This is a genomic window from Sinomonas atrocyanea (genome assembly GCF_030811715.1).
Taxonomy (GTDB): Bacteria; Actinomycetota; Actinomycetes; order Actinomycetales; family Micrococcaceae; genus Sinomonas; species Sinomonas atrocyanea_A.
The window spans coordinates 197,368-219,450 of record NZ_JAUSRH010000003.1 but is presented as its reverse complement, the minus strand read 5'-3'; the positions used below and the strand labels follow the sequence as shown (position 1 = coordinate 219,450).

At 71.2% G+C, this 22,083-nt stretch carries 23 protein-coding genes and 1 tRNA gene; 6 read left to right on the top strand and 18 right to left on the bottom strand.

All coding sequences use genetic code 11. From position 1 onward, the window contains the following. Positions 1-6: 6 nt before the first annotated feature. From gndA to J2W21_RS06480, 4 genes are all read right to left on the bottom strand, one after another. Positions 7-1,446, bottom strand: a complete 1,440-nt coding sequence (gene gndA / locus J2W21_RS06495; protein WP_307113683.1) for an NADP-dependent phosphogluconate dehydrogenase — start codon at positions 1,444-1,446, stop codon at positions 7-9. A 413-nt stretch (positions 1,447-1,859) separates the two neighbouring features. Further along, a tRNA-Val gene (locus tag J2W21_RS06490) sits at positions 1,860-1,932 on the bottom strand. A gap of 96 nt (positions 1,933-2,028) precedes the next feature. After that, positions 2,029-2,520 (bottom strand): peroxiredoxin, encoded by a 492-nt coding sequence (locus J2W21_RS06485; RefSeq protein WP_307113682.1) that lies wholly within the window; start codon positions 2,518-2,520, stop codon positions 2,029-2,031. Further along, positions 2,517-2,933: a DUF3052 domain-containing protein gene (locus tag J2W21_RS06480; RefSeq protein WP_307113681.1), complete on the bottom strand. Its 417-nt coding sequence runs from the start codon at positions 2,931-2,933 to the stop codon at positions 2,517-2,519. The genes J2W21_RS06485 and J2W21_RS06480 overlap by 4 nt, the downstream gene beginning before the upstream one ends. Before the next feature lie 487 nt (positions 2,934-3,420). Between J2W21_RS06480 and aceE the strand changes: the two genes are divergently transcribed. The 6 genes from aceE (at position 3,421) to fabF (ending at position 11,408) form a co-directional block, all read left to right on the top strand. Beyond that, on the top strand, positions 3,421-6,162 hold the full coding sequence (aceE, locus tag J2W21_RS06475) for a pyruvate dehydrogenase (acetyl-transferring), homodimeric type (protein WP_307113680.1): 2,742 nt from the start codon (positions 3,421-3,423) through the stop codon (positions 6,160-6,162). A gap of 214 nt (positions 6,163-6,376) precedes the next feature. After that, positions 6,377-7,615, top strand: coding sequence for a PucR family transcriptional regulator (locus tag J2W21_RS06470; RefSeq protein WP_307113679.1), 1,239 nt, complete (start codon positions 6,377-6,379; stop codon positions 7,613-7,615). 109 nt (positions 7,616-7,724) lie between these two features. Continuing rightward, the gene (locus J2W21_RS06465; protein ID WP_307113678.1) at positions 7,725-8,666 is read left to right on the top strand and encodes an ACP S-malonyltransferase; all 942 of its coding nucleotides are present in this window, start codon (positions 7,725-7,727) and stop codon (positions 8,664-8,666) included. Next, positions 8,663-9,724 (top strand): beta-ketoacyl-ACP synthase III, encoded by a 1,062-nt coding sequence (locus tag J2W21_RS06460; protein ID WP_307113677.1) that lies wholly within the window; start codon positions 8,663-8,665, stop codon positions 9,722-9,724. The genes J2W21_RS06465 and J2W21_RS06460 overlap by 4 nt, the downstream gene beginning before the upstream one ends. 102 nt (positions 9,725-9,826) lie before the next feature. Beyond that, the gene (locus J2W21_RS06455; protein WP_066498244.1) at positions 9,827-10,072 is read left to right on the top strand and encodes an acyl carrier protein; all 246 of its coding nucleotides are present in this window, start codon (positions 9,827-9,829) and stop codon (positions 10,070-10,072) included. 100 nt (positions 10,073-10,172) lie between these two features. Next, entirely contained in the window at positions 10,173-11,408 is a 1,236-nt protein-coding gene (fabF, locus tag J2W21_RS06450) for a beta-ketoacyl-ACP synthase II (protein ID WP_307113676.1), read from the top strand. Between the two features lie 111 nt (positions 11,409-11,519). Here the strand turns inward: fabF and J2W21_RS06445 are convergent, their stop codons facing one another. From J2W21_RS06445 to rpsP, 14 genes are all read right to left on the bottom strand, one after another. Then, positions 11,520-12,023, bottom strand: coding sequence for a DUF3145 domain-containing protein (locus J2W21_RS06445; protein ID WP_307113675.1), 504 nt, complete (start codon positions 12,021-12,023; stop codon positions 11,520-11,522). A gap of 224 nt (positions 12,024-12,247) precedes the next feature. After that, positions 12,248-13,171 (bottom strand): tyrosine recombinase XerC, encoded by a 924-nt coding sequence (locus tag J2W21_RS06440; RefSeq protein ID WP_307113674.1) that lies wholly within the window; start codon positions 13,169-13,171, stop codon positions 12,248-12,250. A 106-nt stretch (positions 13,172-13,277) separates the two neighbouring features. Then, complete coding sequence (gene dprA, locus J2W21_RS06435) at positions 13,278-14,540, bottom strand: DNA-processing protein DprA (RefSeq protein WP_307113673.1); 1,263 nt, start codon at positions 14,538-14,540, stop codon at positions 13,278-13,280. Further along, entirely contained in the window at positions 14,537-16,087 is a 1,551-nt protein-coding gene (locus J2W21_RS06430; RefSeq protein ID WP_307113672.1) for a YifB family Mg chelatase-like AAA ATPase, read from the bottom strand. Before J2W21_RS06430 ends, dprA begins: the two co-directional genes overlap by 4 nt. Then, positions 16,087-16,443 (bottom strand): YraN family protein, encoded by a 357-nt coding sequence (locus tag J2W21_RS06425; protein WP_307113671.1) that lies wholly within the window; start codon positions 16,441-16,443, stop codon positions 16,087-16,089. The genes J2W21_RS06430 and J2W21_RS06425 overlap by 1 nt, the downstream gene beginning before the upstream one ends. A 101-nt stretch (positions 16,444-16,544) precedes the next feature. Next, positions 16,545-16,868: a DUF2469 domain-containing protein gene (locus tag J2W21_RS06420; RefSeq protein WP_066498256.1), complete on the bottom strand. Its 324-nt coding sequence runs from the start codon at positions 16,866-16,868 to the stop codon at positions 16,545-16,547. Next, positions 16,865-17,662: a ribonuclease HII gene (locus J2W21_RS06415; RefSeq protein WP_307113670.1), complete on the bottom strand. Its 798-nt coding sequence runs from the start codon at positions 17,660-17,662 to the stop codon at positions 16,865-16,867. The genes J2W21_RS06420 and J2W21_RS06415 overlap by 4 nt, the downstream gene beginning before the upstream one ends. Continuing rightward, positions 17,659-18,411, bottom strand: coding sequence for a signal peptidase I (lepB, locus tag J2W21_RS06410; protein WP_307113669.1), 753 nt, complete (start codon positions 18,409-18,411; stop codon positions 17,659-17,661). Before lepB (J2W21_RS06410) ends, J2W21_RS06415 begins: the two co-directional genes overlap by 4 nt. Continuing rightward, the gene (lepB, locus tag J2W21_RS06405; RefSeq protein WP_307113668.1) at positions 18,411-19,076 is read right to left on the bottom strand and encodes a signal peptidase I; all 666 of its coding nucleotides are present in this window, start codon (positions 19,074-19,076) and stop codon (positions 18,411-18,413) included. Before lepB (J2W21_RS06405) ends, lepB (J2W21_RS06410) begins: the two co-directional genes overlap by 1 nt. 36 nt (positions 19,077-19,112) lie before the next feature. Further along, positions 19,113-19,472, bottom strand: coding sequence for a 50S ribosomal protein L19 (gene rplS, locus J2W21_RS06400; RefSeq protein WP_307113667.1), 360 nt, complete (start codon positions 19,470-19,472; stop codon positions 19,113-19,115). A 223-nt stretch (positions 19,473-19,695) separates the two neighbouring features. Continuing rightward, a complete protein-coding gene (gene trmD, locus J2W21_RS06395) occupies positions 19,696-20,529 on the bottom strand; it encodes a tRNA (guanosine(37)-N1)-methyltransferase TrmD (RefSeq protein ID WP_307113666.1) in 834 nt (277 codons plus the stop codon). Beyond that, complete coding sequence (rimM, locus tag J2W21_RS06390; protein WP_307113665.1) at positions 20,530-21,093, bottom strand: ribosome maturation factor RimM; 564 nt, start codon at positions 21,091-21,093, stop codon at positions 20,530-20,532. A 137-nt stretch (positions 21,094-21,230) separates the two neighbouring features. Beyond that, positions 21,231-21,473: an RNA-binding protein gene (locus J2W21_RS06385; protein WP_307113664.1), complete on the bottom strand. Its 243-nt coding sequence runs from the start codon at positions 21,471-21,473 to the stop codon at positions 21,231-21,233. A 1-nt stretch (position 21,474) separates the two neighbouring features. Continuing rightward, entirely contained in the window at positions 21,475-21,882 is a 408-nt protein-coding gene (gene rpsP, locus J2W21_RS06380; protein WP_307113663.1) for a 30S ribosomal protein S16, read from the bottom strand. Positions 21,883-22,083 lie beyond the last annotated feature (201 nt).

Here is a 22,083-nt window from a genome sequence, read left to right as displayed (position 1 = left end):
GTGCCGTCAGTGGGTGTCGACCGCCGAAATCTCGGAACGGTCCTCGCCCCAGAGGGTGTGGAAGGTGCCCTCGACGTCGACGCGCCGGTACGTGTGCGCACCGAAGAGGTCGCGCTGGCCCTGGATCACGGCGGCGGGGAGGCGCTTGGCCCGCAGGGCGTCGTAGTAGGCGAGCGAGGACGAGAACACGGGGACCGGGATGCCGAGCTGGACGGCCGTCGCCACGACGCGGCGCCAGGCCGGGACGGCCTTCCCGACCGACTCGACGAAGGCCGGGGCGAACAGGAGGTTCGCCGGCGCCTGATCGCCCTTGTAGGCCTCCATGATGACCTTGAGCAGGTCGGCGCGGATGATGCACCCGGCCCGCCACAGCGAGGCGATCTCGTCGAGCTTGAGGTCCCAGCCGTACTCCTTCGCGGCGCTCGTGAGCATGTCGAGGCCCTGCGCGTAGGAGACGAGCTTGGACGCGTAGAGGGCCTCGCGGACGTCCTCGACGAAGCCCTCCGGGAGCGCGACCTCGGCCTCGTGGCCGGCGAGGGTCGTCTGGGCGATCTCCCTCTGGGCCGCCTGCGAGGAGATCCCGCGGGCGAAGACGGACTCGGCGATCCCCGAGACCGGGGAACCGAGGTCGAGCGCGGACTGGACGGTCCAGCGGCCCGTCCCCTTCTGGCCCGCGGCGTCCACGACCACGTCCACGAACGGCTTGCCCGTCTTCGCGTCGACGTGTCCGAGCACCTGCGCGGTGATCTCGATGAGGAAGGAGGACAGATCGCCCTTGTTCCACTCCTCGAAGATGGCAGCCTGCTCGGCGGGCTCGATTCCGGCGGCGCCGCGGAGGAGGCTGTACGCCTCGCCGATGACCTGCATGTCCGCGTACTCGATGCCGTTGTGCACCATCTTCACGAAGTGGCCAGCGCCATCGGTGCCGATCCACGCGCAGCAGGGGGCGCCGTCGTCGGCCTTCGCGGAGATCTTCTCGAGGAGGGGGCCGAGCGCGTCGTAGGACTCCTTGGACCCGCCGGGCATGATGGACGGGCCGTTGAGCGCGCCCTCCTCCCCGCCGGAGACTCCGACGCCCACGAAGTGGAGCCCCTTCTCGGCGAGGGCGGCCTCCCGCCGGCGCGTGTCCTGATAGTGGGAGTTGCCGCCGTCGATGACGATGTCCCCCTCCTCGAGGAGCGGCACGAGCTGGTCGACGACCGCGTCCACGGGCGCGCCGGCCTTGACCATGATGAGCACGCGGCGGGGCTTCTCGAGGGCGTCCACGAGTTCCTGGAGCGTCTCGGTGCGCACGAACTCGCCCTCGTCGCCGTGCTTGGCCAGGAGGGTGTCCGTCTTCTCGACCGACCGGTTGTGCAGCGCGACGGTGAACCCGTTGCGGGCGAGGTTGCGGGCGAGGTTGGCGCCCATCACCGCAAGGCCGGTGACGCCGATCTGTGCAGACATGTACTCTCCGTCTCTTCGTGGGGTCTCAAGGACCAAGGCTAGTTGAGGCACCGGGCCCTGGCTTCCGTTTGACATCGTATTTCGGTGCGCCTCACTTTTGGCAAGCGATTGCCGAAGATGCCGCCGAGTTGCGGCCCCCGAGGTCCGGACAGGTCTGGCGCCGGCAGGCCTCGAAGCTCCCGGGACGGAACTCTGCTCATCTGTTTTGAATTCGCCCGGGTTTCGCCTTATATTCGTCTGCAGAGCCTCCCGTCGCGGCAACCCCCCCAATGGCCGCGGCGGGAGGCTCGTTCCATGTCCGGACGCATCCCTGCGGGCCGCCGCCGTCCGCCCGGCCGCTGGGGCGGCGGGCGCGCGGGAGCCCCGAGCAGGGCTGCGGGTTCTGGTGAGGTGCAGGCGATGCGCCTGAAGGGTGGGTCCTACCGGGATCGAACCGATGACATCCACGGTGTAAGCGTGGCGCTCTACCAGCTGAGCTAAAGACCCTCGATGCCGGCCGCGAGGCGGCCCGACGGGGTTCAACAGTACCCCAGAGGCCGGGCGGCCGCGAACTGCGGCCCGACTGCACGGCGGCCGGCAGACCTAGGAGACCGTGGACTCCGTGATCTGGGCGAGCGCCCGGCGGTACTCCTCGATGTCGCGGGCCTGGCCGCGGGGATTGATGACGCGGTAGCGCACCACGCCCTCGGCATCGAGGATGAAGGTGCCCCGCAGCGCCATGCCGTCCCGGTCGTCGAAGACGCCGTAGCGCTGCGCCACCTCGCCGTGCGGCCAGAAGTCGGCAAGGAGCGAGAACTCGTAGCCCTCGGACGCGGCGTACGCCCGCTGGGCGAACTTGCTGTCGACGGAGATCGCGAGCACCTCGCAGTCGACCTTGGCGAAGGCATCCCAGCCGTCGCGCACCTCGCAGAGCTCGCCCGTGCAGATCCCCGAGAACGCGAACGGGAAGAAGATCACGACGACGGGCCTGCCCCGGAACGATGAGAGCCGGACAGGCTCGCCGTACTGGTTGGGCAGCTCGAAATCGGGCGCGGCCTCCCCCACCGCGGGCGCGCCGGCCGGTGCGGCGGTCACTGCTTCTTCCGCACGAGGCGCGTGGCGCTCCAGTCCTTCGAGACGCCCACCGACGAGGTGGAGTGCAGGCCGGCTGTCGGTGCCGACTCCTGGACCTCCATCGGGCGGACGTGTCCGTCACGGCCCTGCTTGGGCGTCAGGAGCCAGACGACGCCCGCCTCGTTGAGGGTGGTCTGCGCGTCCATGAGCATGTCGACGAGGTCGCCGTCGTCCTCGCGCCACCAGATGATCACGCCGTCGACGACGTCGTGGTCCTCCTCGTCGAGGAGGTCGGAGCCGACCTGCTCCTCGATCGCCTCGCGCAGACCGAAGTCCACGTCCTCGTCGTAGCCGAACTCCTGGATCAGGTCACCGTCCTTGAAACCCAATCGCGCCGCCACATTGCTGCCCGCGGCGGTGTCGGTCTCGCCCACGTCGTCTCCTCCTCGTCTCTGCTGTGCACTTCGGCACTGTCCCGGCAGGCCGCGCGGGCCGCATCCGCAGGATGCGGCGCAGCACACAGCCCTGCCGTAGCTATAAGCCAACTACGTTTGGCCGCCAGCTTCAAGCACGGGCCGCGGGCAGGCGCGCCCCGCGGGGCCCCATTGCGGCCGTTCAGGGCGGGTTCGGCGCCCGCTGGACCTCCCCGGGACAAGTCGCCGGAAGCACTCGCGCGGGTCGGCCCCGGCGGTGCGCGGGCCGGTCCCCGCGCGAAGATGACCGGGCGGCGCCGGCTCCGGCTAACGGTCCCTTCCCGCGCGCGGCTAGAGTGGCATCTGAGTGCCCGGCGCCCGGCAGACCCCTCAGGACGCGCGGCGCTCACAGTACCAACGGCCCTGCACGCACAGGGCACCGCGACGAGACTGCCCGCATCCGGCTGCCACCAGCTCCGGCCCTACGGGCTCGAAGAGAGGTTTGGACGTGTCTGTAGGAGAGGAAACCTCGCACATCCTCAGCGGCCTGACGAATCAGCTGCCGGACCGCGATCCCGAAGAGACCGCCGAATGGGTTGAGTCGCTCGACTCCCTGATCGAGGAACACGGCACCGAGCGCGCGCAGTACATCATGCGCAGCCTCCTGCAGCGGGCCGGTTCGCGCAGTGTCGGAGTCCCGATGGTCACCACCACGGACTTTGTGAACACCATCCCGGCCGACCAGGAGCCCGAGTACCCGGGCAACGAGGAGTTCGAGCGCCGCTACCGCGCGTACATGCGCTGGAACGCCGCGATCATGGTCCACCGGGCCCAGCGCCCCGGCATCGGGGTCGGCGGCCACATCTCCACCTACGCCGGCGCCGCCACCCTGTACGAGGTCGGCTTCAACCACTTCTTCCGCGGCAAGGACCACCCCGGCGGCGGCGACCAGGTCTTCTTCCAGGGCCACGCCTCCCCCGGCATGTACGCCCGGGCCTTCATGGAGGGCCGCCTCACCGAGGAGGACCTCGACGGGTTCCGCCAGGAGAAGTCCAAGGAGGGCCACGCCCTCTCCTCCTACCCGCACCCGCGCATGATGCCGGAGTTCTGGGAGTTCCCCACCGTGTCCATGGGCATCGGCCCCATGAACGCCATCTACCAGGCGCAGACCAACCGGTACCTCCACAACCGCGGGATCAAGGACACCTCGGACCAGCACGTGTGGGCGTTCCTCGGCGACGGGGAGATGGACGAGCCCGAGTCCCGCGGCCTGCTCCAGCTCGCCGCGAACGAGAACCTGGACAACCTCACGTTCGTGGTCAACTGCAACCTCCAGCGCCTCGACGGGCCCGTGCGCGGCAACGGCAAGATCATCCAGGAGCTCGAGGCCTTCTTCCGCGGCGCCGGCTGGAACGTCATCAAGGTCATCTGGGGCCGCGAGTGGGACTCGCTGCTCGCCCGCGACGACAACAACCAGCTCGTCAAGATCATGAACGAGACGCTCGACGGCGACTACCAGACGTACAAGGCGGAGTCCGGCGGATTCGTCCGGGACCACTTCTTCGGCAAGACCCCGGAGACCAAGGAGCTCGTCGCCGACTACACCGACGAGCAGATCTGGAACCTCAAGCGCGGCGGCCACGACTATTGGAAGGTCTACGCGGCCTACAAGGCGGCCACCGAGTTCAAGGGCAAGCCGAGCGTCGTGCTCGCCATGACCGTCAAGGGCTATGGCCTGGGCCCGCACTTCGAGGGCCGCAACGCGACCCACCAGATGAAGAAGATGACGCTGGGAGACCTCAAGGACTTCCGCGACCACCTGCGCATCCCGATCTCGGACGAGCAGCTCGAGGCCAACCCGTACGAGCCGCCCTACTACCACCCCGGCCAGGACTCGCCGGAGATCCAGTACATGATGGAGCGGCGCAAGGCCCTGGGCGGCTTCCTGCCGGAGCGTCGCGACCCCCACGAGGGCATCGCGCTGCCGGCCGAGAAGTCGTTCGAGGTCGCCAAGCGCGGCTCGGGCAAGCAGCAGGCGGCAACGACGATGGCGTTCGTCCGGCTGCTCAAGGACCTGATGCGGGACAAGGAGTTCGGCAAGCGCATCGTGCCGATCGTCCCGGACGAGGCCCGCACGTTCGGCATGGACGCGTTCTTCCCCACCGCGAAGATCTACAACCCCAAGGGGCAGAACTACCTCTCGGTGGACCGCGACCTCGTCCTGGCCTACAAGGAGGCGCCCGAGGGCCAGATCCTGCACGCCGGGATCAACGAGGCCGGCTCGATCGCCGCGTTCACCGCGGCGGGGACGTCCTACGCCACGCACGGCGAGACACTCGTGCCGGTCTACGTCTTCTACTCGATGTTCGGCTTCCAGCGCACCGGCGATGGGATCTGGGCAGCGGCGGACCAGATGGCGCGCGGGTTCATCATCGGCGCCACCGCCGGCCGCACCACGCTCACGGGCGAGGGGACCCAGCACGCCGACGGGCACTCCCCCCTGCTCGCCTCGACCAACCCCGCGGTCGTGACCTACGACCCGGCCTACGGGTACGAGATCGGCCACATCGTCAAGGCCGGCCTCGAGCGCATGTACGGCGGGAAGCACCCGCAGCCGAACGTCATGTACTACCTCACGGTCTACAACGAGCCGATCGTCCAGCCGGCCGAGCCCGACGAGCTCGACGTCGAGGGCCTCCTCAAGGGCATCTACCTGCTCGCCCCGGCGAAGATCGACGGGCCGCGCACGCAGCTCCTCGCTTCCGGGGTCTCCGTGCCCTGGGCCCTCGAGGCCCAGCAGATCCTGGCCGACGAGTGGGGCGTCTCCGCCGATGTGTGGAGCGTGACGAGCTGGAGCGAGCTGCGCCGCGACGGTCTCGCCGCCGAGGAGGAGACCTTCCTCCACCCGGAGAACGAGCCCCGCGTCCCGTTCGTCACCCAGCAGCTCGCCGGGGCGACTGGACCGATCGTGGCCGTCACGGACTACATGAAGGCCGTGCCGGACCAGATCCGCCAGTTCCTCCCGAACGAGTTCGCGACCCTCGGCGCGGACGACTTCGGCTTCGCCGACACCCGGGCGGCCGCGCGGCGGTACTTCCACATCGACGCGCACTCCGTCGTGGTGCGGGCCCTGCAGATGCTCGCCCGCCGCGGCGAGGTCGACGCCGACGCCCCGCGCCAGGCGTTCGAGCGGTACCGCCTGCTCGACGTGAACGCCGGCACCACGGGCAACGCCGGCGGCGAGAGCTAGCCCGCGGCGCTCCCGGCGCGCACAGGCCGCCTGCAGGCGACCACCGACGACGGCGGCCCTCCCCACCCATGGGGAGGGCCGCCGTCGTGCGTGGCCGGGTGCCCTCGGGGGGGTGCGTGACGCCGGGCCGCTCCATGGCTGTGGCACGGCGCACGGACCCTTGTAGCCTTCACACAAAACTGGTCCCCACCTGAGTGCTCGCTATGCTCTTCACATGCCCCAGCCGCAGCACTCCCCCGCCACCCCGCCGAACGGGAAGCTGACCATCTCGCCGGCGAAGGCCGAGACGGTCAAGAAGCTGCGGGCCAACGTGGGGCAGCTGTCCACGAGCACGATGCGCGAGCTCGAGCGGTCCCTGCCGTGGTACTCCCGGCTGAGCGCGGATGAGCGGTCCGCCCTCGGGCTCGTCGCCCAGAACGGGATCGCGGCGTTCGTCACGTGGTACGAGCGCCCCACCCTGCCCACCTGGATCCTCTCCGACGTGTTCGGCACGGCCCCGACGGAGCTCACGCGCTCCATCAGCCTCCAGAAGGCCCTCCAGCTGATCCGCATCGTCGTCGAGACGGTCGAGGACCAGGTACCGCACCTTGCCCCCGAGGAGGACCAGCCGGCGCTGCGGGAGGCCGTGCTGCGCTACTCCCGCGAGGTCGCGTTCGCCGCGGCGGACGTCTACGCGCGGGCCGCCGAGACCCGAGGCTCGTGGGACACCCGGCTCGAGGCGCTCATCGTCGACGCGATCCTGCGTGGGGAGAACACCGATGCCCTGCGGTCGCGGATCGCCGCGCTCGGGTGGAAGGCGCAGGAGCGCTTCACCGTCATGGTCGGGTCCTCCCCGCTCGAGCCCAGCCCGACCTATGTGGGCGAGCTGCGGCGGATCGCGGGCCGCCACGCCCAGGACGCGCTGGTCGGCATCCAGGGCGACCGCCTGATCCTCATCCTCGGCGGCCTGCAGGAGCCGGCGACCGCCATGGCGCGCCTCGCCGAGCTCTTCGCCCCCGGCCCCGTGGTGTACGGACCGGAGGCTGCCACCCTGCCCGAGGCGAGCACCTCGGCGCAGGCCGCCTTCGCGGGCCTCTCGGCCGCCCGCGCCTGGCCCAACGCCCCCCGCCCCGTCTCGGCGGACGACCTGCTTCCGGAGCGGGTGGCGGCAGGCGATGACGCCGCCCGCCGCGCCCTGGTGCAGAAGATCTACCGCCCGCTCGTGGCGGCCTCGAATGGACTGGTCGAGACGCTCAGCGCCTACTTCGAGCTGGGCCACTCGCTCGAGGCGACGGCCCGGGAGCTCTTCGTCCACGCCAACACCGTCCGCTACAGGCTGCGCCGCGTCTGCGACGTCACCGGGTGGGACCCGCTCCTGCCCCGCGAGGCGTTCGTGCTGCAGACAGCGCTCGTCGTCGGACGCCTCGCCGCCGCCCCCAAACCGGCCGCCGAACGGCATCCGCAGCGGTCCTGAGGAGGCGGCGCCGCCGAGGGCACGTTGTAGACTTCCCACAAACCGCATGGAGGAGCTTCGTGCGCGCTCTCCCCACTCAGAGCATCCCCGATTTGGAAAGCTTGGTTACGTGCTAGCAATTGTCTGCCCTGGACAGGGCTCCCAGACGCCCGGATTCCTGGCCCCCTGGCTCGAGCTGCCCTCCGTTGCCGACCGCCTCGGGGCCCTCGGCGAGGTGGTGGGCCTCGACCTCGTGGCGCACGGGACGACCTCGGACGAGGAGACGATCAAGGACACCGCGGTGGCCCAGCCGCTCATCGTGGCCGCCGGCATCGTCGCGGCGGAGGCGATGTTCGACGCCGAGCTCTCTGACCTCCCGGTCGTGCTCGCCGGCCACTCGGTCGGCGAGATCACCGCGTCCGCCCTGGCCGGCGTGCTCAGCGCCGAGGACGCCATGCGCTTCGTCGGCGTCCGCGCCCGGGGCATGGCCAAGGCTGCCGCCGTCACCCCCACCGGCATGAGCGCCGTCGTGGGCGGGGACCGCGACGAGGTCCTCGCGGCCATCACCGCCGCGGGCGCCGAGCCGGCCAACGTCAACGGGGGCGGCCAGATCGTCGCCGCGGGCACGTTCGAGGCCCTCAAGCAGCTGGCGGACAACCCGCCGGCCAAGGCCCGGGTCATCCCGCTCAAGGTCGCCGGGGCCTTCCACACGCAGTACATGGCCTCGGCCGTGGCGGACCTCGAGGCCCTCCGTCCGGAACTGGCCGTGAGCGACCCGGCCGTTCCCCTGCTCTCGAATTACGATGGCGCGGAGGTCACCTCCGGCGCGGCCGCACTCGAGAGCCTCATCGCGCAGGTCTCCCGCCCGGTCCGCTGGGACCTGTGCATGGAGACGCTCGCCGCGCGCGGCGTCACGGGCGTGATCGAACTCGCCCCCGCAGGCACGCTCGTGGGCCTCGCGAAGCGCGGTATGCCCGGCATCAAGACTGTGGCCGTGAAGGGCCCCTCCGACGTCGACGCAGCCCTCGAGCTCTTCGCCGCCGACGCCAGCAGCGACAAGGAGACGGTGTGAGCACCCCTACCCTCAAGCAGGCCGAGACGCACGCGCACTCGCGCATCCTCGGGATCGGCGGCTACCGCCCCTCGGTCGTTGTCACCAATGACGACGTCTGCCAGTGGATCGACTCCTCCGACGAGTGGATCCGGCAGCGCACCGGCATCGTGACCCGCCGCCGCGCCCCCGAGGACGTCAGCGTCCTCGACATGGCGGAGGGCGCCTCCCGCGAGGCCCTCGCCTCGGCCGGCATCAACGCGAGCCAGCTCGGCGCCGTCATCATCTCGACCGTGTCCCACCCGTACGCGACCCCGTCCGCGGCCGCTGCCCTCGCGGATCGCCTCGGCGCCACGCCGGCCCCGGCCTACGACATCTCCGCCGCCTGCGCCGGCTACTGCTACGGCATCGCCCAGGGCGACGCGCTCGTGCGGTCCGGTGCGGCCGACTACGTGCTCGTCGTCGGCGCCGAGAAGCTCAGCGACTTCATCGACAACACCGAGCGCAGCATCTCCTTCCTGCTCGGCGACGGCGCGGGCGCCGTGGTGATCGGTCCCTCCGATACCCCCGGCATCGGACCCTCCGTGTGGGGCTCGGACGGCAGCAAGTGGAATGTGATCGGCATGACCCACTCGCTCCTGGACGTCCGCGACCTCTCCGACGAGGCCGAGCACAACGGTGCGGACAATGCGGCGGCCGTGCTGGGCACCGAGGCGAAGATCTGGCCGACCCTGCGCCAGGACGGCCAGAGCGTCTTCCGCTGGGCCGTGTGGGAGATGGCGAAGGTGGCCCGGAGGGCGCTCGACGCCGCCGGGATCGAGCCGGAGGACCTCGCCGCGTTCATCCCGCACCAGGCGAACATGCGCATCATCGACGAGATGGTCAAGCAGCTCAAACTGCCCGAGACGGTGATCGTGGGCCGCGACATTGCCGAGTCCGGGAACACCTCCGCGGCCTCGATCCCGCTCGCCACAGTGCGGCTGCTCGAGGAGCATCCCGACCTCCACGGCAAGCTGGCACTCCAGATCGGCTTCGGCGCGGGCCTCGTCTTCGGCGCCCAAGTCATCGTCCTCCCCTGAGACCGCGGTGCGGCCCCACACGGGCCGTGCTGAGACCAGGCCGCGCACTGCGGCTGGAACCCTGATCCGGCGGACCGCCGGGAACCGAGAAAAGGAGCCGACATGGCAACCAACGAAGAGATCCTCGCCGGTCTGGCCGAGATCGTCAACGAGGAGACGGGGCTCGCCACTGACGCCGTCCAGCTCGACAAGTCGTTCACCGACGACCTCGACATCGACTCGATCTCGATGATGACCATCGTGGTCAACGCCGAGGAGAAGTTCGGCGTGCGCATCCCCGACGAGGAGGTCAAGAACCTCACGACGGTTGGCGACGCCGTCGACTTCATCGCCAAGGCCCAGGCCTAAGGGCCTCGCGCCCCCGGCGGCCGGCGCCCCGCGCCGGCCGCCTCCTGTTGACGAGACCAGAGCACTCTGGCCTCCTCCCGCACCCCGAAAGTAGCGAAGCATGGCGCGCAAAGTTGTTGTGACCGGCCTTGGTGCCACGACGCCCATCGGCGGCGACGTCCCGACCCTGTGGCAGAACGCCCTCAAGGGGGTCTCCGGCGTCCGCAGGCTCACCGATGACTGGGTCGAGCAGTACGAGCTGCCGGTCAAGATCGCCGCCAAGCTCTCCACGCCCGCCGACGAGGTGCTCAGCCGCGTCGAGATGAAGCGGATGGACCCGTCCACCCAGTACGGCGTGATCGCCGCTCGCGAGGCCTGGCGGGACTCCGGCATCGAGGAGATCGACCACGATCGCCTCGCGGTCGCGTTCGCCACCGGGATCGGCGGCGTCTGGACCCTGCTCAACGGCTGGGACACTCTCAAGGAGAAGGGCCCCCGGCGGGTCCTGCCGATGACCGTGCCGATGCTGATGCCCAACGGCGTGGCCGCGGCAGTCAGCCTCGACCTCGGCGCGCGCGCCGGCGCCCACACGCCCGTCTCTGCCTGCGCCTCCGGGACCGAGGCCATGGCCGTGGGCCAGGAGCTCATCCGGGCCGGCAAGGCGGACGTGGTGATGGTCGGCGGCGCGGAGGCCGCGATCCACCCGATGCCGCTCGCCTCCTTCGCGGCGATGCAGGCGCTCTCCAAGCGCAACGACGACCCCGAGCACGCCTCGCGCCCCTACGACCTCGACCGCGACGGGTTCGTCATGGGCGAGGGCGCCGGCGCGCTCGTGCTCGAGGCGGAGGAGCACGCCCTGGCGCGCGGCGCCCGCATCTACGCCGAGCTCGCGGGCACGTCCGTCACGGCCGACGCGTACCACATCACGGCTCCGGATCCGGAGGGCCTCGGCGCCACCCGGGCCCTGAAGGCCGCGATGTTCGATGCGCGCGTCCAGCCGGAGGACGTCGTGCACGTCAACGCCCACGCGACCTCGACGCCGGTGGGCGACAAGCCCGAGTACACCGCGCTCAAGGCCGCACTCGGCAGCCACGTGGACAACGTGGCCGTCTCCGCGACGAAGTCGCAGATGGGCCACCTCCTCGGCGCCTCGGGCGCGGTCGAGGCCGTGCTCACCGTCCTCGCCGTGCAGGAGCGACGCGCTCCCGTCACGATCAACCTGGACCACCAGGATCCAGAGATCCCGCTGAATGTGGTTACCACAGCACGGGACCTCCCGCAGGGGGACATCGTCGCCCTCAGCAACTCCTTCGGCTTCGGCGGCCACAACGCGGTCGTGGTGATCCGCAACCACTGACGCGGGCGCACCGCCCGGGACGCACGGAAGGGGAGGGGCCAGTCTGACGACTGGCCCCTCCCTTCCGTCTCAGACAGACGCAGACAGTGGGCAGCGGGCGGAGCCGGGCGCTCAGCCGACCTGGTGGAGCCAGCGGACCGGCGCGCCCTCGGCGGCATGGCGGAACGGCTCGAGTTCCTCGTCCCAGGCCTCGCCGAGCGCGAGCGAGAGCTCGTGGTACACGGCTGCGGCGTCCCCGCCTGCGGACTCGTAGGCGTACCGGATCCGGTCTTCGGAGATGACGATGTTGCCGTGGACGTCGGTCATGGCATGGAAGATGCCGAGCTCCGGGGTGTGCGACCAACGGCCGCCGTCGACGCTGGGGCTAGGCTCCTCGGTGACCTCGTAGCGGAGGTGGGCCCAGCCGCGCAGGGCCGAGGCGAGGTGGGCCCCCGTCCCCGGCTTGCCGACCCACGACAGCTCGGCGCGGAACATTCCCGGAGCGGCAGGCTGCGCCGTCCAGTCGAGGTCCGTCCGCTTGTCCACCACCGAGCTGATGGCCCACTCGACGTGCGGGCACAGCGCGCTCGGTGCCGAGTGCACGAACAGCAGACCACGGGTCATCACTGCAGACATTCCATCCTCCATCGCTGTCGGTACGTCTTCCCCTACGACCGTCAGCTGGCGGATCCAGCGATACGTGGCTATTGAGTTGTCCCTCCGGGCGGAGGTGCCCCACGTCTGCGAGGTACGGAACTTGCTCCGACTGGGGCTTCGCGACCATTCTGCCGGACGAATCTGCCAGATTCCAGTACGCCCCGCCAATGTGGCCCTCGGCTGTGGGTCAATGTGGCCGTCGACTACGCGCGCGGGTGCGACGCCAGGTAGCTCGCCCGCAGCCTCTCGACGGAGACGTGGGTGTACAGCTGGGTGGTGGCCAGGCTCGCGTGCCCGAGGAGCTCTTGGACACTGCGGAGGTCGGCGCCGCCGTCGAGGAGGTGCGTCGCGGCGGTGTGGCGGAGGGCGTGCGGACCGCTGGCCGAGGTGTCACCCAGCGCCCGCAGGGCACGGTCGACGACGGCACGCGCCTGGCGCTGCCCGAGCCGGCCGCCGCGGGCGCCGAGGAAGAGCGCGGCACCGCTGGAGCTCGTCGTCAGCGCCGCCCGGGCACCGAGCCAGCGGGTGAGGGCGTCCGCGGCGGGGACGCCGAAGGGGACCGTCCTCTCCTTGTTGCCCTTGCCGAGCACACGGACGGTCCGGCGGCCGAAGTCCACGTCGTCGACGTCGAGGGCCACGAGTTCGCCGATCCGCACTCCGGTCGCGTACAGGAGCTCGACGAGCGCCAGGTCTCGGACCGCCATCGGGTCGCCGCCCCCGGCTGCCGCAGAGGCGCCGTCAAGCAGCCGCTCGGCCTGGTCCCGGTGCAGTACTTCGGGCAGGTGCGTCTGCCGCTTGGGTGCAGCGAGCCGGATCGACGGGTCGGCGTCAAGGTGGCCTTCCCTGGCCGCCCACGCGAGGAACGACCGCGCAGCCGCCGACCGCCGGGCCAGGGTGGACCTCGCGAGTCCAGCCTCGCTCTGGCGCCCGAGCCAGCGGCGCAGCATCGCCAGGTCGACGGCCCGCAGGTCCACGGCGCCGTCATCGGCGGCGGAGGCGAGCATCGAGGTGAGGTCCGATTCGTAGGCGCGCACGGTGTGGACGGATCGCCCCCGCTCCAAGGCGAGATAGCGCAGGAACGAGCGCAGGGGGCCGTCCAGCCCCTCGGGCACTGCACCGGTGTCCATCCAGCCTCCTCGTCCCGGCCTTCGGCCTCCTCCATCTTTCGCGGCCACCCGTGCGGCGGCAAGCCCGACACGCACAGCACATGGCCCTGGGGACGGATCGCGGCCCTCACGCCTGCCTGCTGCGCCGCCAGCCGCCCTCGGACCGCTCGCACAGGCCCACGAGGGAGAGCCTGCCGAGGCCCGCCCGGATCTCGGCCTCGCTCAGGCCGGCGACCACCGCGAGGCTCTCGACCTCCGCGCCCCGCCGCACGGGGAGCGCCTCGAGCACCATGAGGTCGACGAGGGAGAGCCCGTCGTGGGCCCGCACAGGGGAGCCCGGATCGTCGACAAGCCCCTCCCCCGATGGCGCCACCAATTCGTAGGCCTCCTTGGCGTCCGTGACGCAGGCGGCGCCGTCCCGCAGGAGCCGATGGCATCCAGCCGAATTCGCGCTGTACACCGAGCCGGGGACCGCCGCGACGTGCCGGCCGAGGTCCACGGCCCTGCGGGCCGTGCTGAGGGCCCCTGAGCGCCATCGGGCCTCGACCACCACGGTGAGGGCGGACATCGCCGCGATGAGGCGGTTCCGCTTGAGGAAGCGATGCTTGGAGGGCGAGGCGCCGGGGGGCAGCTCGGAGACGAGATGGCCGCGCCGGGCGACCTCCCGGAGCAGTTCCTCGTTGCCCGAGGGGTAGTAGCGGTCCACTCCTCCAGCCATCACGGCGACGGTGGGGACGGCAGCCGCGGAGGAGGACAGCGCGGCCCGGTGCGCCTGCCCATCGATGCCGTAGGCCCCGCCGCTGACCACCGTCAGCCCCAGGTCCGCCACTCCGCGGGCCAGCTCGCCCGCGACCGAGATCCCGTAGCCCGTGGCGTCCCGTGATCCGACGATCGCCACGCTGCGCTCGGCTGCCGGCAGGGGCTCATCGCCCCGCACCCACAGGCACAGCGGGCCCTCCGCACCGAGTCCGAGGAGCCCGGCGGGCCATTCGGCGTCCTCGGGCACCACCAGCCTGCCGCCGAGCCGTGCCATCGCCTCGAGGTCCCGCTCAGGCGCGAGGTGTGGCACCCGCGGGGCCCACCGCTCGAGGGCACTGGCGAGCGCCCCGACTCTGGCCGCGGCCGGGCCCGCGCCGGACGGTCCGCCGCGATCCGGGCGAGCCGAGCCTTCGAGGGCCGTCCGGAGGGCGGCCACGTCCTCGGCGGATGCCCGACCGGAGGCGATCCTGAGGGCCTCCTCGGGGCCGAACGCCTCCACGAGCAGTATCCCCACGGGATCGAGGGGCTCGAAGAGCCGGGACAGGGCCGCCCGTGCGATACGAACCGCGTCCGTCCCCTTCCCCTCCCCGCCAAGGACCCATCCGCCGCGGGGCTGCTGCTCGGCCCTCATGCCGCCACCGCCTGCCTCAGGAGGAGCGCCTGCCCCACCTCGTCACCTCCGGGCCGATCGAGTCCGGCCAGGTCCGCGATGGACCAGGCGAGCCGGAGGACCCGGTCGAACCCCCTGGCGGTGAGCGTGTTCGCCACCATCGCACGGTCCAGCAGCGCGGTGGAACCCGGGTCGAGGCGGAGCTGGCCCCGCAGGAGGCGCCCGGGTACCTGCGCATTGGTCTCGAGGCCGTACTGCTGCAGCCGCTCTGCCTGCCGGTGCCGGGCAGCGAGGATGCGCGGAGCGACGTCCGCCGTCGACTCCCCCGCCGGCACCTGCCCGAAGTCGACGGCCGAGACCTTGTTCACGCGCAGCTGGATGTCCACCCTGTCCAGCAGCGGGCCGGAGAGGCGCCCGAAGTAGCGCCGCTTGGCCTGCGCCGTGCAGGTGCACTCGAGCGCCTTGCCCGTCCCCTTTCCGCAGGGGCACGGGTTGGCCGCGATGACGAGCTGGAAGCGCGCAGGGTAGGCCGCGGCGCCGGCGGCGCGGTGGATCACGAGTTCGCCGCTCTCGAGGGGCTGGCGGAGGGAGTCGAGCACTCGGCGCTCGTACTCAGGCGCCTCGTCGAGGAAGAGGACGCCCCGGTGCGCGCGGGAGGCCGCCCCGGGGCGGGGAATGCCCGAGCCTCCTCCGATGATCGCCGGAGCGCTCGCGGTGTGATGTGGGCTCTCGAACGGCGGGCGGCGGATGAGCTCGTTCGTTCCGGGCTCGCCAGAGAGCGAGTGGATCGCGGTCACCTCCATCGCCGCCTCGTCGTCGAGGTCGGGCAGGACGCCTGGCAGGCGCTCGGCGAGCATCGTCTTGCCGGCCCCGGGCGGGCCCACGAGCATGATGTGGTGCCCGCCGGCCGCTGCCACCTCGACCGCTGTGCGCGCCTCGGACTGTCCAGAGACGTCCCTCAGGTCAGGGACGGCGAGCGGGCGGCGTGCGGGCCGCCCGTCCCCCTCGTCCTGTCCTGTCCCGCCGTCCTCGCGTGTGGGCACCGACACTGCCTCCGGGTCGGCGCCGAGGTCGAGTGCGAGCTGCCCGAGCGACTCGTAGGCGTGCACCCGGGCCCCGGGAACGAGCGATGCCTCACGGGCATTCGCTCCGGCGACCACAACGTCGGGGCGGCCTCCCTGCACGGCCGCCATGACCGCCGGGAGCACGCCGCGCACGGGCCGGAGCCTGCCGTCCAGGCCAAGCTCGGCGAGGAAGACCACGCCCGCCGGCGGCCGCAGGTCCCCCGCGGCCGCGAGCGAGGCCACGGCGATGGCGAGGTCGAAGCCGGTGCCACGCTTGGGCAGCGAGGCCGGGATCAGGTTCACGGTGAGCTTGCGCCGGCTCAGGGGCAGGCCGCTGTTCTTGGCGGCGCTCCGGATCCGCTCGCGGGCCTCGCTCAGCGCTGAGTCCGGCAGGCCGAGGAGGACGAAGCTGGGAAGCGTCTGCCCGATGTCGGCCTCGACCTCCACGAGGTAGCCGTTCAGGCCCACGAGGGCGACGCCGAGGGCGCGTCCGACGCCGCCCATCAGGCCACGCCCCTCAGGTGCTCAATCTGGGCCGCCCCGCCGTCCGGCCCCGTGACGGCGATGACATCCACGCGCCTGGCCCGCGCCCGGACGCCGTGCCCCTCGGCCCATGCTGCGAGCAGACGCACGAGCCGGCCCAGCTTGGCGGCATCCACCGCCTCGAACGGGTGCCCGCAGTCCCACGAGCGGCGCGCCTTCACTTCCACCGCCACGAGGATCCCGCCGTCGGCGGCGACGATGTCCAGCTCCCCGTCCCGGCACCGCCAATTGCGGTCCAGGATGGCCGCACCAGCCGTCCGCAGGTACTCCTCCGCGAGGCGTTCCCCGCGCTGACCGAGTCTGTCCTTGGCTCTCATGGGACCAGACTCTCGCCGCGGCGGGCCCTGCGGCGTCGAGCGGGAAGCGTATGTGGGCAACCCGCCCAACGGGTCAGCTGTGGAGGAGAAGTGGCGCCCTGCTAGGCCCCCAGACCGCCCTTCGGCAGGCCCAGGTCCTCGACCTTGGGCAGCTCTTCGACGTTGACGTCCTTGAAGGTGATGACCCTGACGCTCTTGACGAAGCGCGCGCTGCGGTACACGTCCCAGACCCAGGCATCCTGGAGGGTCAGGTCGAAGTAGACCTCGCCGTCGGCCGAACGGGCCTGCAGGTCCACGTGGTTGGCGAGGTAGAACCGTCGTTCCGTCTCCACCACGTAGCTGAACAGCGAGATGACATCCCGGTATTCGCGGTACAGCTGGAGCTCCATGTCGGTCTCGTAGTTCTCAAGGTCTTCGGCGCTCATAGTCCTATCTTCCTCCCGTCGAGATCTTCCTCCGCCGCGGCGCGCTCCTGCGCGGCGGCCTCGATCTCGTCCTCGGTGTCCGCATCCGCCGTCCCCAGGCGCCACGAGCGCCGGTGGAGCACGGTCGGTCCGTGCTCGAGGAGCGCCGCCCTGTGCTCGGGCGTGGCGTAGCCCTTGTTCACGGCCCAGCCGAAGCGCGGGTCCTCAGTCCCGTATTCGACCATGAGCCCGTCCCGGGCCACCTTGGCGATGATGCTGGCAGCCGCCACGGCCTGGCACGCGAGGTCGGCCTTGATCGTGGTCTGCACCGGGAGCACGGGGCCGGCCTCGGGCTCGTCGAAGAGCGAGCCCTGGCCGCCGCGGGAGAGCCAGTCGTAGTTGCCGTCGAGGTGCACCGCGTCCGGTACGACCCCTCGGGCGGCGATCTCGGCCAGGGCGCGGCGACCGGCGCGCCGCAGCGCCTCCATGATGCCCACCTCGTCGATCTCCTCCGCGCTCGAGTGCCCTACGGCGGCGCCGACGCCCCACGTCTGGATCATCGGGACCAGCTCAACCCGGCGTTCCGGGGTCAGGAGCTTGCTGTCGCGCAGCACCGTGCGGGTCACGACCCGCCGCGCATCGACCACCACGATCCCCACCGTGACGGGCCCTGCCAGCGCCCCTCGGCCCACCTCGTCGCAGCCGGCGATGAGAGGCCCGTAGGCGCCCGCCAGCCGGTTCACGAACCGCAGACTGGGTGCCGTGGTGCGGCGCGGCCGCGAGGACCGCGCACCCGTGGCCGTGCTCGTGCTCATTTCGGTGCGGGCACGTCCTTGAACGTGTCCGGGTAGCTGTCGAGGGATCGGATGCGGTTCAGCGGCCACGCGATGACGGCGGCCTGGCCTTCGACATCGCCGATGGAGACGAAGCCCGCGCCGGGCTGGACCGAATTGTGGTAGCGCGAGTCCGAGGAATGGTTCCTGTTGTCGCCCATCACCCAGATGCTGCCGGCCGGTACGGTGACGTCGAAGGGCACGACGTGCGGGGTCTCGGCGGGATTGACGTAGGGCTCGCTGAGGGCCGCGCCGTTGACGGTGATGTGCTGCGACGCGTCACAGCAGACCACGTGGTCCCCGGGCAGCCCGATGACGCGCTTGATGAGGTGCTGCTGGGAGGTGTCCGGCAGCAGGCCGACGAACTCGAGCCCTTCCTGGACGGGGTTCGGCGCCGGCTGGGGCACCTCGGGGAGCCAGCCCTTCGTGTCCTTGAAGACGACGACCTCGCCGCGCTGCAGCGCGAAGTTGCGCGGCACGAACAGGTTCACGAAGATCCGGTCGTTCTCCTCGAGGGTGGGCACCATCGATTCGGACGGGATGTAGAACGCCTTGAAGAGGAACGTCTTGATGAGGAAGGACAGCACGATGGCGACGCCGAGGATGATGGCGATCTCGCGGATCCAGGCCATGAGGCCGCCGCGCCGGTGACCCCCGTCGCCGCCCTCGCCGGCACCCGGCGCTTCCGGCCCCGCTCCTGCGGCGTCGGCCCCGGCATCTCGGCTGCGCATCACTGGGTGTCCTTCATGGTCGGGGAGGCGGTGAACCCGCCCAATCTATCAAGTGGCCACAGGATCGCCACCGGTCGGCCGATCACCTTGTCCGCACGGACCAGGCCGCCGCCGGGCGCGCCGAGCAGCGCACGGGAATCGGCTGACGCTGAGCGATGGTCGCCCAGGAGCCACAGCCGCCCGGCCGGCACGACGACATCGAACCGCTGCTCGCTGGGCGCGTCGCCCGGGAATAGGTACGGCTCGTCGAGGGGCTGGCCGTTCACCTCGATTTTCCCACTCGCGGTGCAGCAGCGGACATGGTCCCCGCCGACGCCGACGACGCGCTTGACGTACACGGTCTCGGTGGGCACGATCCCGAGCCACTCTGCCGCGCCCTGGACGAGGTCGCCCACCCATCCGCGGCCCGAGGTCAGGGGCGCGAAGGAGCCCCGTCCGTCGAACACGACGACATCGCCGCGGCGGATCGGAGCGGGATCGACGCCGGCCCGGACGACGCCGATCCGGTCCCCCGGGTCCAGCAGCGGCTGCATGGACTCGGAGGGGATGTAGAACACGTCGAAGACGAACGAGCGGAGGGCGGCCCAGACGACGACGGCGAGCACGACAGCCAGAACGACCGAACGCCAGCCCCGCAGCCGGGACTGGCGTTCGGATCGTGCCATGGAGGTGGCGTTCAGCACGCTTCGAGCAGCTCGGGGCTACTTGGTGCGGCTGAAGTCGCGCTTCTCCTTGATCTTGGCAGCCTTGCCGCGAAGCTCGCGCATGTAGTAGAGCTTGGCGCGGCGCACATCACCACGGGTCACGAGCTCGATCTTGTCGATGATCGGGGAGTGCACGGGGAACGTGCGCTCGACGCCGACACCGAAGGAGACCTTGCGGACCGTGAAGGTCTCGCGCACGCCGTGGCCCTGGCGGCCGACGACGAAGCCCTGGAAGACCTGGACGCGCGAGTTCTTGCCCTCGATGATGTTCACGTGGACCTTGATGGTGTCACCGGGCCCGAACGCGGGGATGTCGGAGCGCAGCGAGGCGGCATCGACGGAGTCGAGGATGTTCATTGTCATCTTCTCCTGGCAGATGCCACAGGTCACCTGCTTTGGTGTGCGGCCCGCACCGCGCTGGGGCGATCGGGCCGGAAACCGTGACCGCCCGCCGAAGGGCCCGGCAGGGCGGCGTGTCCATCACCGTTGGCTCAGGCCCCCTGTGGCAGGTCCAATGCCCGGCAGACACAACGCTCCATTGTGCCACATGGGAGGCGGAGCCGTCATGTCGGCGGCGGCGTCAGGCTCCGTGCGGGGCCCGGCGCAGCTGTCCGTCCGCCACCTCGTAGCCGAGTTCGCGCAGCACGGCGCGCTCGGCCTTGCCGTAGGGCGCGGCGTCTGCGCCGTCGAGGAGCTCGGGCCGCCGCGCCGCCGTCCGGCGCAGCTGCTGCTCGAGGCGCCAGGAGGCGACCTTGCCGTGGTTCCCGGAGAGCAGGACCTCCGGGACCCCGTGGCCCCGCCAGGACGAGGGCTTGGTGTAGACCGGGTACTCGAGCAGCCCGTCGGCGTGGGACTCCTCGACCAGGGACTCGGGGTTGCCGACGACGCCGGGCAGGAGCCGCCCGATCGCCTCGACCATGGCCATGACGGCCACCTCTCCCCCGTTGAGCACGTAGTCCCCCAGGCTCACGGGGCGCACCTCGAAGCGCTGGGCCGCCCATTCCAGGACCCGCTCGTCGATGCCCTCGTAGCGTCCGCAGGCGAACGCGAGCGTGGGCTCCTCGGAGAGCTCGTAGGCCATGGCCTGGGTGAAGACTGCCCCGGCCGGGGACGGCACGATCAGCACCGGGCGGCGCGGGGCGGCCGGGCCGGCGTCGTGCCCGGCCTCCCCCGTGGCGGCGCCCTGCGCCGCGAGGACGTGCTCGAGGGCCAGTGCCCACGGTTCGGCCTTCATGACCATGCCGGCACCGCCCCCGTAGGGGGTGTCGTCCACCGTCCGGTGGCGGTCGAAGGTGAAGTCGCGCAGGTCATGGACCGCCAGCTCCAGCAGCCCGTCCTCCTGGGCGCGGCCCAGGAGTGAGAGGCGCAGGGGCGCAAGGTAGTCGGGGAAGATGCTGACGACGTCGATGCGCACCTACGCCTCCGACCCCGGCTGCCGCTCGGACCCGCCGCCGGAGGCCCCGGCGTCGCCCGTCTCACGGTTCAGCTCGAGGAGGCCGGGCGGCGGGACGAGGACGATGAAGCCGCCCTCGACGTCGACCTCGGGCACGATCTCCTCGACGAACGGGACGAGGACTTCCCCCGTGGGAGTGTCGAGGACGAGGAGGTCCTGCACGGGCATGGTCTGGAGCGCGGCGACCGTGCCGACGTCGCGGCCGTCGACGCGGACGGCCAGGCCCACGAGCTCGTGCTCGTACCAGCCCTCGTCGTCGTCCTCGAGGTCCTCCGTCTCGAGGTAGAGCTTGACTCCGCGGAGCTGCTCGGCGCGGTTGCGGTCGGGCACCTCCGCGAAGGAGAGCAGGAGGATGTCCTTGTTCCAGCGGGCGCCCTCGAGCGTCAGAGGACCGCTCGAGGCGGGCTCGACGATGAATTCGGCGCCGGGGACGAAGCGTTCCTCGGGGGCGTCGGTGAGGACCTGGGCGGTGACCTCGCCGCGGATGCCGTGCGGCTTGCCGATCCGTGCGACCTGGACCTGCATGGGATGGGCCTCCTGCGTGGTGGGCCGGGTGGGCCCGTCGGGGTGCTGTGCGCGGCTGCCCGCCGCGAGGGTGGGTGGAGACAGCTCCGGCCCCTCCACCCTGGTGGGAGGAGGGGCCGGAGCTGGATGAGGCAGTGTCAGCGGCGGCGGTCGGTATCGACCACGTCGACCCGGACCGGCTCGCCCTCGGCGAGGGCCGCGACCACGGTGCGCAGTGCGCGCGCGGTGCGTCCCTGGCGCCCGATGACGCGCCCGAGGTCGTCCTCGTGGACGCGCACCTCGAGGACGTCGCCGCGGCGGCCGCTCTTGGCCTGGACCGCGACGTCATCGGGGTTGTCCACGATGCCGCGGACCAGGTGCTCGAGTGCCTCGGCCAGCAAGTTACTCAGCCTCGGCCTCGGCGGGGGCCTCGGCGGACTCCTCAGCTCCCTTGGCCGCCTTCGGGGCCTCGGGGAGGATCACGGAGCCCTTCTCGGGAGCCACGAACGGCTCCTTGCCCTTCGGGTACTTCAGGGTGCCCTCGGCGCCCGGAAGGCCCTTGAACTTCTGCCAGTCACCGGTGATCTTGAGGAGCACCTGGACCTGCTCGGTCGGCTGCGCGCCGACACCGAGCCAGTACTGGGCACGCTCGGAGTTGACCTCGATGAACGAGGGCTCCTCGGTGGGGTGGTACTTGCCGATCTCCTCGATCGCACGGCCGTCGCGCTTGGTGCGCGAGTCGGCGACGACGATGCGGTAGTACGGGGCGCGCATCTTGCCGAAGCGCTTGAGTCGAATCTTAACGGCCACGGTTGTGGTCACTCCTGTTTCTGAACATGAGGCGAGCCCGGACTTTTCCGCTCCCGTGGGGCGGGCCGTACTTCGCCAGGGCTCCGATGGACACAACCGCGCGCGGAGAGAGGGGGCCGCGCGGATTGGTACCTGACCATTGTGCCAGATCCGGGGACGTTTCGCATGCCACGGGGCCGCGGCGCGTCAGGAACCGGACCG

Bases quoted from the DNA above. Each gene is read 5' to 3' on its own strand.
- dprA (WP_307113673.1), bottom strand. From the start codon at position 14,540: ATGAGGGCCGAGCAGCAGCCCCGCGGCGGATGGGTCCTTGGCGGGGAG.
- gndA (WP_307113683.1), bottom strand. From the start codon at position 1,446: ATGTCTGCACAGATCGGCGTCACCGGCCTTGCGGTGATGGGCGCCAAC.
- J2W21_RS06455 (WP_066498244.1), top strand. From the start codon at position 9,827: ATGGCAACCAACGAAGAGATCCTCGCCGGTCTGGCCGAGATCGTCAAC.
- fabF (WP_307113676.1), top strand. From the start codon at position 10,173: ATGGCGCGCAAAGTTGTTGTGACCGGCCTTGGTGCCACGACGCCCATC.
- J2W21_RS06440 (WP_307113674.1), bottom strand. From the start codon at position 13,171: ATGGACACCGGTGCAGTGCCCGAGGGGCTGGACGGCCCCCTGCGCTCG.
- rplS (WP_307113667.1), bottom strand. From the start codon at position 19,472: ATGAACATCCTCGACTCCGTCGATGCCGCCTCGCTGCGCTCCGACATC.
- J2W21_RS06430 (WP_307113672.1), bottom strand. From the start codon at position 16,087: ATGGGCGGCGTCGGACGCGCCCTCGGCGTCGCCCTCGTGGGCCTGAAC.
- J2W21_RS06415 (WP_307113670.1), bottom strand. From the start codon at position 17,662: ATGAGCACGAGCACGGCCACGGGTGCGCGGTCCTCGCGGCCGCGCCGC.
- lepB (WP_307113668.1), bottom strand. From the start codon at position 19,076: ATGGCACGATCCGAACGCCAGTCCCGGCTGCGGGGCTGGCGTTCGGTC.
- J2W21_RS06420 (WP_066498256.1), bottom strand. From the start codon at position 16,868: ATGAGCGCCGAAGACCTTGAGAACTACGAGACCGACATGGAGCTCCAG.
- J2W21_RS06470 (WP_307113679.1), top strand. From the start codon at position 6,377: ATGCCCCAGCCGCAGCACTCCCCCGCCACCCCGCCGAACGGGAAGCTG.
- J2W21_RS06425 (WP_307113671.1), bottom strand. From the start codon at position 16,443: ATGAGAGCCAAGGACAGACTCGGTCAGCGCGGGGAACGCCTCGCGGAG.
- lepB (WP_307113669.1), bottom strand. From the start codon at position 18,411: ATGCGCAGCCGAGATGCCGGGGCCGACGCCGCAGGAGCGGGGCCGGAA.
- J2W21_RS06445 (WP_307113675.1), bottom strand. From the start codon at position 12,023: ATGTCTGCAGTGATGACCCGTGGTCTGCTGTTCGTGCACTCGGCACCG.
- rimM (WP_307113665.1), bottom strand. From the start codon at position 21,093: ATGCAGGTCCAGGTCGCACGGATCGGCAAGCCGCACGGCATCCGCGGC.